The following is a 15143-nucleotide window of genomic DNA, read 5'->3' on the forward strand; positions in this document are numbered from 1 at the left end:
AATAAAAGCCGGAGTATACCGTCAGATAAGGGGGACATACAGGCTGAGCCGTCGCACAAGCACAAGGTTGCAGGATGTTGCTCCGGCACTCTTGGGGTTTTACGGGGTCAGAACCGGGAGGGAACATTGCCCAATACCTCTTTCTTTTCCAGATCTGTTGCAAGGAGTAACCCTGATCATGAACAAGTCCTGTGGCGTTTTGGCCCTGTCCACCGTGCTGGCCCTAGGCGCTACCCAAGCCCAGGCGCTAAGCCTGGGAGCCAGCGCCAGCAGCAATTCGTATGGCCTGGAGGCCACCCAGACGTTGGTGCCTGGTGTACGTGCCGGTGTTGGCTATCTGAAGACCGATGACAGCGGCCGCGACGCCCGCCTCTACAGCGGCTCACTGATGATTTCATTGCCTACCCCGCTGGTGGATCTCAGTGTCGGTGGCCGTTACCAGTACCAGGATACCGATTACGGTAACGGCGGTGGCCTGGGGCTGGGGGGCTCGTTGTTCGTCGATACCCCGCTACCGCGAGTGTCACTGGGTGGTTATGGCTTCTACACGCCAGAAGGCCTGACCCATGGCAATGTCAACGAGAGTTACGAATACGGTGCTCAGGTTCGGGCCAAGCTGTTTGCTCAGAGCTATGCCTACGCCGGTTATCGCTATCTGCGTACCGACTTCGATCGGCGAGGTAACCGTACCCTGGACAGCGGTCCGGTGCTGGGTGTGAGTGTCGGCTTCTGAGCGATCGGGCAAGACAAAACGGGGCCTTCGGGCTAGGCTGGTGGACCTGTAACCATTAGCCAGGAGGCCCCATGTCCGCGTCACAGGCTGTTGATTTGCCGGTTCGTTGCCGTTGGTGTTCGAGTGACCCGATTTACCAGCACTATCATGACACTGAATGGGGCGTGCCCGAGTACAACAGCCAGCAGCTATTCGAAAAGCTGCTGCTCGACGGTTTTCAAGCCGGTCTTTCATGGATCACTGTGCTGAAGAAGCGCGAGCGCTACCGTGAAGTCTATCGTGGCTTCGATCCACAGTTCATGGCCGAACAGAGCGATGAGCAACTACTGGAGCTGATGGCCGATAGTGGGATCATCCGCAATCGGCTGAAAGTTCATGGCGCCCGGCAGAATGCCCGGGCCTGGCTGCAGATGGCCCAGCATCAGGATCCAGGCCAGTGGCTTTGGCAGTTCGTCGATGGCCGACCGAAGATCAACCGGTTTGAACACCTGAGCCAGATTCCGACCCAGAGTGCCGAAGCCGTGGCCATGAGCAAGGCCTTGAAAAAGGCCGGTTTCACCTTTGTCGGGCCAACCATTTGCTATGCCTTCATGCAGGCTACCGGGATGGTGATGGACCATACCACGGACTGTTTTCGTTACCCCGAGCTGAGCTAACGGACTAATCGCGCAAAAACAGGCCCGGCGTGGTTGTGATGAAACGGCAGCCGACCCTGGTTCGGGCTACAATGGCGTTTTTTGATTGACGGGGGATAGGTGTGGAGCGACTCAAGGGCGCCATCATCGTGGGTTTTCTTCGACTGTTTTCGTTGCTGCCCTTTGCCGTGGCCCAGCGCCTGGGTGCCGGGCTGGGCTGGTTGATGTGGAAACTGCCGAACCGGTCACGGGAGGTAACCCGGATCAATCTGCAGCACTGTTTCCCGGAGCTGTCCGAATCTGAGCGTGAGCAACTGGTCGGGGAAACGCTGGTAAACATCGGCCGCAGCTTTGCCGAAAGTGCCTGCGCCTGGATGTGGTCACCGGAAAAAACGGTATCGCTGATCAAGCAGGTTGAAGGCGAGCATTTGCTTCTGGATGCCTTGGCCAAGGGCCAGGGCGTGGTCGGCATTACCAGCCACCTGGGTAATTGGGAAGTGCTCAATCACTGGTACTGCTCGCGCGCCAAGCCGATCATCTTCTATCGCCCACCCAAACAGAAAGCGGTGGATGAACTGCTGCAACGCCAGCGTACCCAGCTTGGCAACAAGGTCGCGGCCTCGACCCGCGAGGGCATCATCAGCGTCATGCGCGAGGTCAAGCGCGGTGGTTGTGTCGGTATTCCTGCCGACCCTGAACCGGCGCTCAAGAGCGGTCTGTTCGTCCCCTTTCTCGGTACCACGGCCCTGACCAGCAAATTCGTCCCTAACCTGCTCAAGGGCGGGCAGGCCAAGGCGCTGTTCTTCCACTGTCTGCGCCTGCCCGACAACAGCGGCTTCAAGGTGATACTGGAAGAGGCGCCAGAGGCGCTATACAGTAACGATGAAACCGAGGCGGTGAGCTGCATGAGTGAGGTGATCGGGCGCTATGTGGCGACCTGGCCGAGCCAATATATGTGGAGCATGAAGCGTTTCAAGAAACGCCCGGCCGGGGAAAAGAAATGGTATTGAACAACCTATAACAACGACGGCAACGACCAGGGAGAGCAGCGCGCATGGCCAATCAGCGGCAGTATCCACGGACCATGATGAAGTGTCGGATCAAGATCAGTCATCCGCAACTGGGTGAAGTGTTTGGTCAGACCCGTGATCTGTCCGACGGTGGGGTGTTTGTCGAGAATCCGCTGCTGGCCGAGCTGGCACCCGGCACTGTAGTCACCGGTCAGGTACAGGACATCCCCATGGATGCACCAGTGCTGCGGATGGTCGTTCAGCGAGTGGTGGCGGGTGAAGGTGCGGGCCTGGTCTTTCTTGACCAGTAATTGGTCCGCGCCGTATACCAAGCGTTTCTCCTAGGGCCTCAGCGCCGCCAGAACATCGGCGTCAACAGCACCAGCAGGGTGAACACCTCCAGGCGCCCGAGCAGCATGGCGAAGCTCAATACCCACTTCACTCCGTCCTGCAGTTCGCCGTAGTGTGCGGCAACCTCACCCAGGCCTGGGCCCAGGTTATTGATACAGGCAGCCAGCGCTGAAAACGCAGTGACGAAATCCAGGCCGGTGCCGAGCAGGATCAGAAACAGCACCGCGAAGGTGAACACATACACCGCGCAGAACCCCCATACCGCCTCCACCACCCGGTCAGGCACCGGTCGACTGCCAAGCTTGACTGGGAAAACCCCGTTGGGGTGCAGCAACCGCTTGATTTCACGTGAGCCCTGCTTATACAGCAGCACCACCCGAATCACCTTCATGCCGCCGCCAGTAGAGCCGGCCGAGGCGCCGATAAAGCTGGCATACAGCAGCATGAACGGCAGCAGGGTGGGCCAGGCCGAAAAATCGGTGACGCCAAAACCGGTGGTAGTGGCAATGGAGACGGTCTGGAAGGCGCTATAGCGAATGCTGGTCCAGGCATCGTGATACTGGTAGTGGATCAGCACCGCCGCGCAAACGACAAATACCGCCGCCAGGATCAGCAGATAGGCCCGGCACTCGGGGTCACGCAGGTAGTTGGTCAGGCTGCGGTGGCGCCAGGCAAGGAAATGCAGGGCGAAGTTGATCCCGGAAATGATCATGAAGATGATGCAGATCAGCTCGATCAGCGGGCTGTCGTAATAGCCGATGCTGGCGTCGTGGGTGGAGAAGCCGCCGATCGCCACGGTTGAGAAGCTATGGCCAATGGCATCGAACAGCTCCATGCCTGCGGCCCAGTAGGCCAGCGCGCAGGCCAGAGTCAGGCTGGCATAGATGTACCAGAGTACTTTGGCCGTTTCGGCGATCCGCGGGGTCAGCTTGTTTTCCTTCAGCGGCCCGGGCATTTCGGCACGATACAGCTGCATGCCACCAACCCCGAGCAAAGGCAGAATCGCCACCGCCAGCACGATGATCCCCATGCCGCCGAACCACTGCAGTTGCTGGCGATAGAACAGCAGCGCGCGTGGCAGAGTATCGAGCCCGGTGATCACCGTAGCCCCGGTGGTGGTCAGCCCGGAAAACGACTCGAACACCGCGTCGGCTACGCTCAGGTCGGGCATTTCCAACAGATACAACGGAATCGCCCCGAACAGCCCGAGTACCAGCCAGAACATCACCGTAATCAGGTAGCCGTCGCGGGTACGCAGTTCATTGCGCTGGCCGCGGGCCGGCAGCCAGATCAGAAAGCCCAGCACCATGGTGATCACGAAACCGATCAGGAAGGCCTCGCGGGCCTGCTCGCCGTAATACAGGCCAACCCCGGCTGCCGGCAGCATGCTGGTGGAAAACAGCATGAGCAGGATGCCGAGAATACGCTGGATCTGGGTGTACTGCATGAACGCGCTCCCTGCGCCTTAGAAGAAGGTCAGCCCGACCTGGAACAGACGTTCCACGTCGCGGATGCGTTTCTTGTCGATAACAAAGAGGATTACGTGGTCATCTGACTCGATTACCGTCGAATCATGGGCTATCAAAACCTCTTCATTGCGCACGATCGCGCCGATGGTGGTGCCCGGTGGCAGGTCGATGTCGCGGATGGCCTTGCCAACTACCTTGGAAGAGCGCGTATCGCCATGGGCCACCGCCTCGATTGCCTCGGCCGCGCCACGGCGCAGCGAATAGACATTGACGATGTCGCCGCGCCGAACATGAGTCAGCAAGGTGCCGATGGTGGCCTGCGAGGGCGAGATGGCGATGTCGATTTCACCGCCCTGAACCAGATCGACGTAGGCCGGGTTGTTGATCAGGGCCATGACTTTGCGGGCGCCCAGGCGCTTGGCCAGCATCGAGGACATGATGTTGGCCTCGTCATCGTTGGTCACCGCACAGAAGATATCGACTTCCTCGATATTTTCCTCGGTCAGCAGCTCCTTGTCCGAGGCGCTGCCGTGCAGCACGATGGCCCGGTCGAGGTTCTGGGACAGATAATCGGCACGGGCCTTGGACTTCTCGATGATCTTGACCTGATAGCGGGTTTCGATCGCCTCGGCCAGCCGCTCGCCGATATTGCCGCCGCCGGCGATCATGACGCGCTTGTAGTTTTTCTCCAGGCGGCGCAGCTCGCTCATGACCGCACGAATATCCGCCGTGGCAGCGACGAAAAATACCTCGTCGTCGGCTTCGATGATGGTATCGCCCTGTGGCAGGATTGGCCGGTTCTTGCGAAAGATGGCTGCTACCCGGGTATCTACGCCGGGCATGTGCTGACGCAGAAAACGTAGTTCCTGACCGACCAGCGGGCCACCGTAATAGGCTCGTACTGCCACCAGCTGGACCTTGCCCTCGGCAAAGTCGAGTACCTGCAGCGCACCGGGGTGCTCGATCAGCCGCTTGATGTAGTTGGTGACCACCTGCTCGGGGCTGATCAGTACGTCGATCGGCACTGCTTCATTCTGGAACAGCCCGCCGCGGGTCAGGTAGGCCGATTCGCGTACCCGGGCAATCTTGGTCGGGGTGCGGAACAGGGTGTAGGCGACCTGGCAGGCAATCATGTTGGTCTCGTCGCTGCTGGTCACCGCAATCAGCATGTCGGCGTCATCGGCACCGGCCTGACGCAGCACCGTGGGAAACGAGCCCTTGCCTTGTACGGTACGTATATCCAGGCGGTCGCCCAGCTCGCGCAGGCGACTGGTATCGGTATCGACCACGGTGATGTCGTTGGCCTCACTGGCCAACTCGGCGGCCAGACTGCCACCGACCTGACCGGCACCGAGAATAATGATTTTCATGTTCTCTCTCCCCCGCTGCGCGTAGTGTAGCTGGCGCGCTGCAATCAGGCGGCAATTTTGATCAGTTTGGCCAGGTAGAATCCATCATGGCCATCGTTCTGCGGCAACAACTGACGCCCGCAGGGTTGCGCCAGGCCGTAGTCGGCACTGATCTCCAGCTCACGGGCACCGGGCTGGCGCGCCAGGAAGGCAGCAATGGTCTGGCTGTTTTCTTCCGGCAGCACCGAGCAGGTGGCATACACCAACACCCCACCCACATCCAGGGTTTGCCACAACTGATCCAGCAACTGGCCCTGCAACTGTGCCAGTGCGGCTATGTCTTCAGCCTGGCGGGTCAGCTTGATGTCCGGATGGCGGCGGATCACCCCGGTGGCTGAACAGGGGGCATCGAGCAGGATGCGCTGAAATGGTCGGCCATCCCACCAGTTGCTCAGTTCGCGGGCATCGGCGGCCTTGAGGGTAGCGTGCAGCTGCAGCCGTTCAAGGTTTTCGCGGACCCGTTCAAGCCGTTTGGGTTCCAGATCCAGCGCGACCAGTTCGTCCAACGCACTCTGTTGCTCGAGGATCTGGCAGGTCTTGCCGCCCGGTGCGCAGCAGGCATCCAGCACCCGCTGGCCAGGCTTGAGTTCCAGCAGCGGCGCCGCCAGTTGCGCAGCTTCGTCCTGAACACTGACTTCACCCTCGGTAAACCCAGGCAACTGGCTGACATCACAGGGTTGCAGCAGGCGCAGGCCGACGCTGCTGAACCGGCAGGGTTCGGCGTCGATTCCGGCGTCGCTCAGGCGGCTCAGGTAGGCGCTGCGGCTGGTGCGGGCAAGGTTGACCCGCAGTGTCATCGGCGGATGGGCGTTGTTGGCCTGGCAAATGGCTTCCCAGCCATCTGGCCAGTCCTGTTTCAGGCGCTTCTGCAGCCAGCGCGGGTGAGCCAGGCGGATGGTCGGGTCGCGCTCCAGCGCCGCCAGCTGTTCGGCGCCTTCACGCTGGGCGCGCCGCAGCACGGCATTGAGCAGGCCGCTGGCCCAGGGCTTTTTCAGGGTCTTGGCGGCATTGACTGTCTCGCCGATCGCGGCGTGGGCCGGGATGCGGGTGTACAGCAGTTGATACAGGCCCACCAACAGCAGGGCGTGCAGCTCGCGTTCGGCGGCTTTCAGCGGCTTTTCCAGCAGCGCGTTGGCCAGCCCGTCCAGGCGCTGAAACCAGCGGGCGGTGCCGAAGGCCAGTTCCTGGGTGAGTGCCCGATCACGCACGCTGACCCGCTCCAGTTGTGTCGGCAGGCTGCTGCCCAGCGAGGCCTTGCCTGCCATTACCTGAGCCAAGGCGCGGGCGGCGGCCAGACGCGGGCTCACTGGCCGTTGTCCAAGCGGCTGCCAACGGCGAATTGATCGCGGCGGGCGTTGTACAGGTCGGCAAAGGCCAGCGGTTTGCCACCGGGCAATTGCAGACGGGTCAGGCGCAGGGCGCCTTCGGCGCAGGCCACCAGCAGGCCGTGCTTGCTGCAGTCAAGGATTTCACCGGGTTGGCCGCTGCCGGCTTCCGGCTGGGCGGCCCAGATCTTGAGCGGCTGGTCCTGCCAGCGGGCATGAGCCAGCGGCCAGGGATTGAAGGCGCGGATCAGCCGGTCCAGCTCAACCGCTGGGCGTTGCCAGTCGATCGCCGCGTCCTGCTTGTTCAGCTTGTGGGCATAGGTGGCCAGCGCGTCATCCTGGATCTGCCCTTGCAGGGTGCCGGCGGCCAGGGCCTGAATTGCCTTGACCACGGCGGCCGAACCCAGCTCGGCCAGCCGGTCATGCAGACTGCCGCCGGTGTCTTGGCTACTGATCGGTGTGTCGACCTTGAGCAGCATCGGGCCGGTATCCAGTCCGGCTTCCATCTGCATCACAGTGACCCCGCTGGCCTGATCACCGGCTTCGATGGCGCGCTGGATCGGTGCCGCACCGCGCCAGCGCGGCAGCAGTGAGGCATGGCTGTTGATGCAGCCCAGGCGCGGGGTATCCAGTACCGCCTGAGGCAGGATCAGGCCGTAGGCGACTACCACCATCAGGTCGGGCTGCAGCGACGCCAGCTCGCTTTGGGCTTCGGGGCTGCGCAGGCTGGCCGGCTGGTAGACCGGCAGGTCATGCGCCAGAGCCAGTTGCTTGACCGCACTCATGGCTAGTTTCTGGCCGCGTCCGGCCGGGCGGTCGGGCTGGGTGTAAACAGCGATGATATTGAGACCGGCATCGAGCAGCGCCTGCAGGTGACTGGCGGCAAACTCCGGCGTTCCGGCGAAGATCAGGCGAAGATTCTGGGCGTTCATGGGAGTCCGTAAAGAAAAGGCTTGCCGAAGCAAGCCTTGGAGTCAGGTTGTCTAGATCAGCCGCTGGCTTGCAGCCGATGCTGTTTTTCCAGTTTCTTGCGGATGCGGTCACGCTTGAGATTGGACAGATAGTCGACGAACAGCTTGCCGTTGAGGTGGTCGCACTCGTGCTGGATGCACACCGCCAGCAAACCCTCCAGTTCCCACTCGAAAGCCTCGCCGTTGCGATCCAGTGCCTTGACCCGTACGCGCTCGGGGCGGGTTACTGTCTCATAAAAGCCCGGGACCGACAGACAGCCTTCCTGCATCTGCTCCAACTCGTTGGTCAGTGGTTCCAGCACGGGGTTGATGAACACCAGTGGCTGGCTCTTGTCCTCGGAGATGTCGATGACGATCACCTGCTCGTGGACGTTGACCTGAGTCGCGGCCAAACCGATGCCGGGGGCGTCGTACATGGTCTCGAACATGTCGTCGACCAGTTTCCGGATACGGTCATCGACCACCTCCACCGGTTTGGCGATGGTGCGCAGGCGCGGGTCGGGAAACTCCAGGATGTTTAATATGGCCATGTCGGTTTGTGATGCATTCTGTGGAATAAATCTAAATTGTACTGCTAAGATGATGAGCAGCTTGGAAATAAAAACAAGTCCGGCGTTTTGAGAGTGACGCGGGGCTTGATTGCTTGCCTCTATAATAAAGGGATTCGTGTCATGAGGAAAACATTACTCGGCCTCCTGCTGCTCGGCATGAGCCTTTGGGTGCAGGCCCAAGAGTCTGTTTTTAGAGAAGGTCACCCGGAACGCTATACCGTGGTCAGAGGCGATACCCTCTGGGATATCGCTGGCCGATTCCTCAGCCTGCCGTGGAAGTGGCCGGAAATCTGGCACGCCAATCCGCAGATTGACAACCCGCACCTGATTTATCCCGGCGACATCATTTCCCTGGTCTACATCGATGGCCAGCCGCGGCTGATGGTCAGTCGTGGCGATGGCGGCACCATCAAACTGTCGCCGACCATTCGCGCCAAGCCGATTGCCGAGGCAATCCCGACCATTCCGCTGGAGGCGATCAATGCCTTCCTCAATGCCGGTCGGATTCTGGATGATCTGGACGCCATCGAGCAGGCCCCGTATGTCATTGGTGGCGAGGCCGAAAGTGTGGTGGCAGGCGCCGGCAGCAAGGTTTATGCCCGGGGTGATGTTGACCAGTCGGTACCGGCTTTCGGCATCTACCGGCGCGGCAAGTCGTTCTCTGACCCGGAAACCGGCGAGTTCCTCGGCCTGCATGCCCAGGATATCGGCACCGGTGAAGTGGTGGCCAACGAGCGCGATATCGTTACCCTCAACATCAGCCGCAGCCGTCAGGAAGTGCGGGTCGGTGATCGACTGATGGAAACCGAAGAGCGGCCGGTGGCCTCGACTTTCTTCCCCAGCGACCCGGATCAGCAGGTCGAGGGCCTGATTCTCGACGTTCCCCATGGCGTGACTCAGATCGGCCTGTACGATGTAGTGATCCTCAACAAGGGCATTCGCGACGGACTCAAGGAAGGCTCGGTGCTGGCGATCTACAAGACCGGCGAAGTGGTTCGCGACCGGGTACGCAACGAGCAGGTTCGTCTGCCCGATGAGCGTGCTGGCCTGCTGATGGTGTTCCGCCCCTACGAAAAACTGAGTTACGGCATTGTCCTCAACGCCAACCGCCAACTGGCAATCATGGACAAGGTTCGCAACCCCTGAAACCTCTGATGTACTGCTGACGCCACCTGCGGGTGGCGTCTTGCTGTCAGTCTTCCCCCGATCAAGGATGATCCATGACTAGCCTGTCTCCCGCCCGGCATGAGGCCTGGCTGACGTTGGCGTTGCTCGAGGGCCTGGGAGCCCGTTCGCTGCGCCGTCTGTTTGATGTTCAACCCGATCCCGTAGCCTTGCTCAGCAGCACGCCCTCAAGCCTGAAGGCGATGGGCATGAGTCCGCGTGCGCTGGAAGCGCTGTTGCGTTTGCGGGCTGGTCAGGATCAGGAGCTGAAACAGCGCTTGGCCTTGGCCTGGCAATGGTCGGAGCAGCCAGGTCAGCATGTTCTGTGTCTGGGTGAACCGGACTATCCCGAGCTGTTGCGCCAGATTGCTGATCCTCCGGCGGTGCTGTTCGTGCGTGGCAATCCGGCGCTGCTGCAGGATCCGCAACTGGCCATGGTTGGCACCCGTCATCCGAGTCCGCGTGGGGCGGCAACCGCTCGCGAGTTCGCCAGTGCCTTCGCCGCCAGCGGATTGTGCGTGACCAGTGGTATGGCCCTGGGTATTGATGGCGCCTGTCATCAGGGCGCGCTGGAAGCCGGAGGGCATACCGTGGCGGTCTGGGGTACCGGGCTGGATTGTTGTTACCCGAAACGTCATGCCGGTCTGGCCGAGACCATCGTCGCCTCGGGCGGAGCACTGGTGTCGGCGTTCTGGCCCGACACCAAGGCGCAACCAGGACAGTTTCCCAGTCGCAACCGGGTTATCAGTGGCTTGAGTCTGGGCACCCTGGTGGTCGAGGCCAGCCTCAACAGCGGCTCGCTGATTACCGCGCGCCTGGCTCTGGAACAGAACCGCGAGGTGTTCGCCATGCCCGGCTCAATCCACAACCCCCAGGCTCGCGGCTGTCACCGCTTGTTGCGTGATGGCGCGCATCTGGTGGAAACCGTCAACGATGTGCTGCGGGTTCTGCACCAGCCTTTGTGTCAGGCCTTGCAGCCGAGTGAAGACCCACGTCGTAGCGACAATCCGTTGTGGCGCTGGCTTGACAACGAACCGGTCAGTGTCGACTGGCTCAGCGAGCAGAGTGGTCAGCCGGTGCATGTGGTGTTGCAGCGGCTGATGGATCTGGAGCTGGAAGGCCTGGTTCTGCACGGCCCTGCCGGTTATTGTCGGCGCCCGGCTTGAGCTGTCAGCCTGGCTCGGCTACTGTCGCAGCCACAGGCAATCAACGGGAGCGACAACATGGTGTCGAGCTGGCGGCTCAGGCAGATCAATCAAACCATCCAGACTGGTGGGGTCATCGCCTACCCGACCGAAGCGGTCTGGGGGCTGGGCTGCAACCCGTGGCAGGCCGAGGCGGTCGAGCGGCTGCTGACTATCAAGCAGCGACCGGTGCACAAGGGCGTGATTCTGGTGGCCGGAGCCATTGAGCAGTTCGATTTTCTGCTCTGGGATTTGCCCGATGCGCAGCTGGCCCGGCTGCGGCTGTCCTGGCCTGGCCCCAACACCTGGCTGGTGCCGCATCAGGACCGTTTGCCAGCCTGGGTTACAGGCCAGCATGAGACAGTTGCACTGCGGGTCAGTGATCACCCGCTGATCCGCCAGCTATGCGCGGTCAGTGGTCCGCTGGTGTCGACTTCGGCCAATCCGGCCGGCCGACCTCCGGCTCGCTCCAGGCTGCGGATAGAGCAATATTTTCATGCTCAATTGGACGCTATTGTGCCTGGTGCTTTGGGTGGACGGCGCAATCCCAGTATCATTCGTGATGTACGTACCGAACAGATCATCCGACCGTCCTGAGAGTTGCCGTGAAAAACGATATGCCCCAGGCCACCGACGTGGCCGCTGTCAAAGCCTACCTGATGGATCTGCAGGAGCGCATCTGCGCTGCCCTGGAGGCAGCCGACGGTGGGGCCCGGTTCAGTGCCGACAGTTGGGAGCGGCCCGGTGGCGGCGGTGGGCGTTCACGGATCATTGAAAACGGTGCGGTGCTGGAGAAGGGGGGCGTCGGCTTCTCCCATGTATTTGGCGACGGGATGCCGCCCTCGGCCACCGCCCATCGGCCGGAGCTGGCCGGGCGGCGGTTCCAGGCCATGGGCGTGTCGCTGGTGATGCACCCGGACAACCCGCATATTCCCACCTCGCATGCCAATGTGCGGTTTTTCATCGCCGAGAAGGAGGGTGCCGATCCGGTCTGGTGGTTTGGTGGTGGTTTCGATCTGACCCCCTACTACGGCAACGAGGACGACTGCGTGCATTGGCACCGGGTAGCCCGCGATGCCTGTGCGCCCTTTGGTGCCGAAGTCTATCCACGCTTCAAACAGTGGTGTGACGAATACTTCTTCCTCAAGCACCGCAATGAAGCGCGTGGTATCGGTGGGCTGTTCTTCGATGACCTGAATGATTGGGGCTTTGAGCGCAGCTTTGAATTCCTGCGGGCGATTGGCGACGCCTATCTGGCGGCCTATCTGCCGATCATCGAGCGGCGTCGCGGTATGCCGTTCAGCGCCGAGCAGAAAACTTTCCAGGAGTACCGGCGCGGGCGTTACGTTGAGTTCAATCTGGTCTGGGACCGTGGCACCCTGTTTGGGTTGCAGACTGGCGGGCGGACCGAGTCGATCCTGATGTCGTTGCCACCGACAGTGCGCTGGGGTTACGACTGGCAGCCCGAGCCGGGTAGTGCTGAAGCGCGCCTGGTGGAAGAGTTTTTGCCCCCGCGCGACTGGCTCGAAGGAGTGAACTGATGGACAGATACGCAGTGATCGGTAATCCGATCAGTCACAGCAAGTCGCCACAGATTCATGCTCAGTTTGCCGCCCAGACCGGTCAGGCGATGAGTTACGAGGCACTGCTGGCGCCGCTGGATGATTTCGCTGGCAGCCTGCGCGAGTTCTTCGTGGGCGGGCTGGGGGTCAATGTCACGGTGCCGTTCAAGGAGCAGGCCTGGGCGTTGGTGGATGAGCGGACGCCGGCCGCTGAGCGCGCGGGTGCGGTGAATACCATCAAGCGTCTGGCCGATGGCCGGCTGCTGGGCGACAACACCGATGGCAAGGGGCTGGTGCGTGATATCCAGATCAACCACGGCCTGGCGCTCAAGGGCCTGCGGATTTTGCTGGTGGGTGCTGGTGGCGCTGCTCGCGGGGTGATTCAGCCGATTCTTGATGCGGCACCCGAACAGCTCTGCGTAGTCAATCGCACGGTGGCCAAGGCCGAGCAACTGGCGGCGCTGTTTGTCGATCAGGGCCCGATCAGCGCTGCCGGGTTCGACTGGATCGAAGAACCGGTCGATCTGATCATCAATGCCACCTCGGCCAGTCTCGCAGGTGAGCTGCCGGCGATCTCGCCCAAGCTGATCCAGCCCGGTCACACGGTCTGTTATGACATGATGTACGCCAAGGAACCAACGACCTTCAACCGCTGGGCCGCTGAACACGGCGCAGCACGTTGCATCGACGGCTTGGGCATGCTGGTTGAGCAGGCCGCCGAAGCGTTCCAATTGTGGCGTGGCGTGCGCCCGGATACCGGCCCGGTATTGGCGGCACTCCGCTAGGGCCTGAGCGCGGCGGCCAGTTCCCGTACCAGTGCCAGAGCCGCATCCACCCCCTGCTCCTGCAGCCGTTCGACCAGCGCTGAACCGACCACCACCCCTTCGGCCAACTTTGCCAGGGCTGCGGCCTGCGCAGGCTGGCGTACGCCAAAGCCCACACACAGCGGCAGTGTCGTCTGCTGGCGAATGCGCTCCAGGCTGCTGGCGACACTGGCGCTGTCGGCTTGGCCGACTCCGGTCACGCCATTGAGCGCAACGTGGTAGATAAAGCCTTCGGCCTGCTCCAGCAGCCTGGACAGGCGCTGGGCATCGGTGCCCGGGGTGGTCATGCGAATCATCCGGATGCCGGCGGCGCGGGCCAGTGGTCCCAGCTCCTGATCGTGTTCGGCGGGGAGGTCGACAATCAGCAGACCATCGACGCCGGCGTCGGCCGCTGCGGCGATGAAGGCTTCAGCGCCAAACCGATAGATCGGGTTGTAATAGCCCATCAGCACCAGCGGGGTGTGCTGATCGCTGCGGCGAAAGTCGCGCACCAGCGCCAGCGTGCGCGCCAGACTCTGGCCGGCCTGCAGTGCCCGCTGGGTAGCAGCCTGGATGGTCGGGCCATCGGCCATCGGGTCGCTGAACGGCATGCCCAGCTCGATCAGGTCGGCGCCAGCCTGGGGCAGGCCCTGGAGCAGCGCCAGACTAGTGGAGTAATCCGGATCGCCGGCGCACAGATAGGTGACCAGTGCGGCACGCTTGTCGGAGCGCAGTTCGGCAAAGCGGTGCTCAATGCGTTGGCTGTTCATGCCTGTTCCTCCATCAGTTGCAGTACGGTCGGCATGTCCTTGTCGCCACGGCCGGACAGGCAGACCACCAGCAGGTGATCGGTCGGCAGATCAGGCGCACGCCGGGCCACTTCGGCCAGGGCGTGGGCGGTTTCCAGGGCCGGGATGATGCCTTCGCGACGGCAGCAGTTATGGAAGGCCGCCAGCGCCTGTTGGTCGTTGATGGCGACGTATTCGACCCGCCCCTGCTCGTGCAACCAGGCATGTTCAGGGCCGATCCCGGGATAGTCGAGCCCGGCCGAGATCGAATGGGCGTCGGTGATCTGACCGTCGGCGTTCTGCAGCAGATAGGTGCGGTTGCCGTGCAGTACGCCGGGTGTGCCGCCTTGCAGGCTGGCGGCGTGCAGGCCGCTGGCGAGCCCGTGACCGGCGGCCTCGACGCCGATGATCTGCACCTCGGGGTCGTCGAGAAAGGGGTGGAACAGGCCCATAGCATTGGAGCCGCCGCCGATGCAGGCGATCAGGCTGTCTGGCAGCCGACCTTCGCGGGTCAGCATCTGCTCGCGGGTTTCCCGGCCGATCACCGCCTGGAACTCGCGGACCATGGTTGGGTACGGGTGTGGGCCGGCCACGGTGCCGATCAGGTAATAGCTGTTGTCGATGTGGGTCACCCAGTCGCGCAGGGCTTCGTTCATGGCGTCCTTGAGGGTCCCGGTTCCCGAGTTCACCGGCACGATCCGGGCGCCGAGCAGGCGCATGCGGGCAACATTGTCGCGCTGGCGCTGGATATCGGTAGCGCCCATGTAGACCACGCATTCCAGGCCAAAGCGGGCCGCCACCGTGGCAGTCGCTACCCCGTGCATGCCAGCGCCGGTTTCGGCAATGATGCGGGTCTTGCCCATGCGCCTGGCCAGCAGGATTTGGCCGATGCAGTTGTTGATCTTGTGCGCGCCGGTATGGTTGAGCTCCTCGCGCTTGAAGAAGATCCGGGCGCCGCCATACTGCTCGGTCAGGCGCTCGGCGAAATACAGCGGGCTGGGGCGGCCGACGAACTCGGCCTGAAAACGGTCCAGCTCGGCTATAAAGTCAGGCTCGGTCAGGGCCTGATTGAAGGCCTGCTCCAGTTCCAGAACCAGCGGCATCAGATTCTCGGCGACGAAGCGGCCACCGAACTGGCCGAATTGGCCCAGCGCGTCGGCTTGGCGGCGATAACGGGGTGTGGACATG

16 protein-coding genes are annotated in these 15143 nt (G+C 62.1%); 9 read left to right on the forward strand and 7 right to left on the reverse strand.

What is annotated here, in order from left to right; all coding sequences use genetic code 11:
* The first annotated feature begins 178 nt into the window (after nucleotides 1-178).
* The 4 genes from C2846_RS12420 to C2846_RS12435 all read left to right on the forward strand — a co-directional run bounded on the left by C2846_RS12420 (nucleotide 179) and on the right by C2846_RS12435 (nucleotide 2689).
* Nucleotides 179-733: a YfaZ family outer membrane protein gene (locus tag C2846_RS12420; RefSeq protein ID WP_119701570.1), complete on the forward strand. Its 555-nt coding sequence runs from the start codon at nucleotides 179-181 to the stop codon at nucleotides 731-733.
* Nucleotides 734-804: 71 nt separating this feature from the next.
* A complete protein-coding gene (locus C2846_RS12425; RefSeq protein ID WP_373279476.1) occupies nucleotides 805-1389 on the forward strand; it encodes a DNA-3-methyladenine glycosylase I in 585 nt (194 codons plus the stop codon).
* 101 nt (nucleotides 1390-1490) lie between these two features.
* Nucleotides 1491-2378: a lysophospholipid acyltransferase gene (locus tag C2846_RS12430; RefSeq protein WP_080048939.1), complete on the forward strand. Its 888-nt coding sequence runs from the start codon at nucleotides 1491-1493 to the stop codon at nucleotides 2376-2378.
* A 44-nt stretch (nucleotides 2379-2422) separates the two neighbouring features.
* Complete coding sequence (locus tag C2846_RS12435; RefSeq protein WP_080048938.1) at nucleotides 2423-2689, forward strand: PilZ domain-containing protein; 267 nt, start codon at nucleotides 2423-2425, stop codon at nucleotides 2687-2689.
* A 38-nt stretch (nucleotides 2690-2727) separates the two neighbouring features.
* Here the strand turns inward: C2846_RS12435 and C2846_RS12440 are convergent, their stop codons facing one another.
* The 5 genes from C2846_RS12440 to def are packed head-to-tail and all read right to left on the reverse strand — an operon-like array spanning nucleotide 2728 to nucleotide 8433.
* A complete protein-coding gene (locus C2846_RS12440) occupies nucleotides 2728-4176 on the reverse strand; it encodes a TrkH family potassium uptake protein (RefSeq protein ID WP_080048937.1) in 1449 nt (482 codons plus the stop codon).
* Between the two features lie 18 nt (nucleotides 4177-4194).
* Nucleotides 4195-5568 (reverse strand): Trk system potassium transporter TrkA, encoded by a 1374-nt coding sequence (gene trkA, locus C2846_RS12445; RefSeq protein WP_080048936.1) that lies wholly within the window; start codon nucleotides 5566-5568, stop codon nucleotides 4195-4197.
* A gap of 44 nt (nucleotides 5569-5612) precedes the next feature.
* Entirely contained in the window at nucleotides 5613-6914 is a 1302-nt protein-coding gene (gene rsmB / locus C2846_RS12450) for a 16S rRNA (cytosine(967)-C(5))-methyltransferase RsmB (protein WP_080048935.1), read from the reverse strand.
* Nucleotides 6911-7864, reverse strand: coding sequence for a methionyl-tRNA formyltransferase (gene fmt, locus C2846_RS12455; protein WP_119701571.1), 954 nt, complete (start codon nucleotides 7862-7864; stop codon nucleotides 6911-6913). The genes rsmB and fmt overlap by 4 nt, the downstream gene beginning before the upstream one ends.
* A 56-nt stretch (nucleotides 7865-7920) precedes the next feature.
* On the reverse strand, nucleotides 7921-8433 hold the full coding sequence (gene def, locus C2846_RS12460; RefSeq protein WP_080048933.1) for a peptide deformylase: 513 nt from the start codon (nucleotides 8431-8433) through the stop codon (nucleotides 7921-7923).
* Between the two features lie 141 nt (nucleotides 8434-8574).
* Here def and C2846_RS12465 point away from each other — a divergent pair, with 141 nt between their 5' ends.
* The 5 genes from C2846_RS12465 to aroE all read left to right on the forward strand — a co-directional run bounded on the left by C2846_RS12465 (nucleotide 8575) and on the right by aroE (nucleotide 13149).
* Nucleotides 8575-9600 carry a LysM peptidoglycan-binding domain-containing protein gene (locus tag C2846_RS12465; protein ID WP_080048932.1) on the forward strand — a complete coding sequence of 342 codons (1026 nt, stop codon included), beginning with the start codon at nucleotides 8575-8577 and terminating at the stop codon, nucleotides 9598-9600.
* Nucleotides 9601-9674: 74 nt separating this feature from the next.
* Nucleotides 9675-10784 carry a DNA-processing protein DprA gene (dprA, locus tag C2846_RS12470; protein WP_080048931.1) on the forward strand — a complete coding sequence of 370 codons (1110 nt, stop codon included), beginning with the start codon at nucleotides 9675-9677 and terminating at the stop codon, nucleotides 10782-10784.
* Between the two features lie 57 nt (nucleotides 10785-10841).
* Nucleotides 10842-11399, forward strand: coding sequence for an L-threonylcarbamoyladenylate synthase type 1 TsaC (tsaC, locus tag C2846_RS12475; protein WP_080048930.1), 558 nt, complete (start codon nucleotides 10842-10844; stop codon nucleotides 11397-11399).
* Nucleotides 11400-11419: 20 nt separating this feature from the next.
* On the forward strand, nucleotides 11420-12343 hold the full coding sequence (gene hemF, locus C2846_RS12480) for an oxygen-dependent coproporphyrinogen oxidase (protein WP_080048929.1): 924 nt from the start codon (nucleotides 11420-11422) through the stop codon (nucleotides 12341-12343).
* Nucleotides 12343-13149, forward strand: a complete 807-nt coding sequence (gene aroE / locus C2846_RS12485; RefSeq protein ID WP_080048928.1) for a shikimate dehydrogenase — start codon at nucleotides 12343-12345, stop codon at nucleotides 13147-13149. The genes hemF and aroE overlap by 1 nt, the downstream gene beginning before the upstream one ends.
* On the opposite strand, the gene trpA is transcribed toward aroE, so the two are convergent.
* Together trpA and trpB are read right to left on the reverse strand one after the other, a co-directional pair.
* The gene (gene trpA / locus C2846_RS12490) at nucleotides 13146-13937 is read right to left on the reverse strand and encodes a tryptophan synthase subunit alpha (RefSeq protein ID WP_119701572.1); all 792 of its coding nucleotides are present in this window, start codon (nucleotides 13935-13937) and stop codon (nucleotides 13146-13148) included. The genes aroE and trpA overlap by 4 nt on opposite strands.
* Nucleotides 13934-15142, reverse strand: a complete 1209-nt coding sequence (gene trpB, locus C2846_RS12495; RefSeq protein WP_119701573.1) for a tryptophan synthase subunit beta — start codon at nucleotides 15140-15142, stop codon at nucleotides 13934-13936. The genes trpA and trpB overlap by 4 nt, the downstream gene beginning before the upstream one ends.
* Nucleotide 15143: the final 1 nt, after the last annotated feature.

This window comes from Pseudomonas jilinensis, from assembly GCF_003586265.1.
Lineage (GTDB): Bacteria > Pseudomonadota > Gammaproteobacteria > Pseudomonadales > Pseudomonadaceae > Halopseudomonas > Halopseudomonas phragmitis.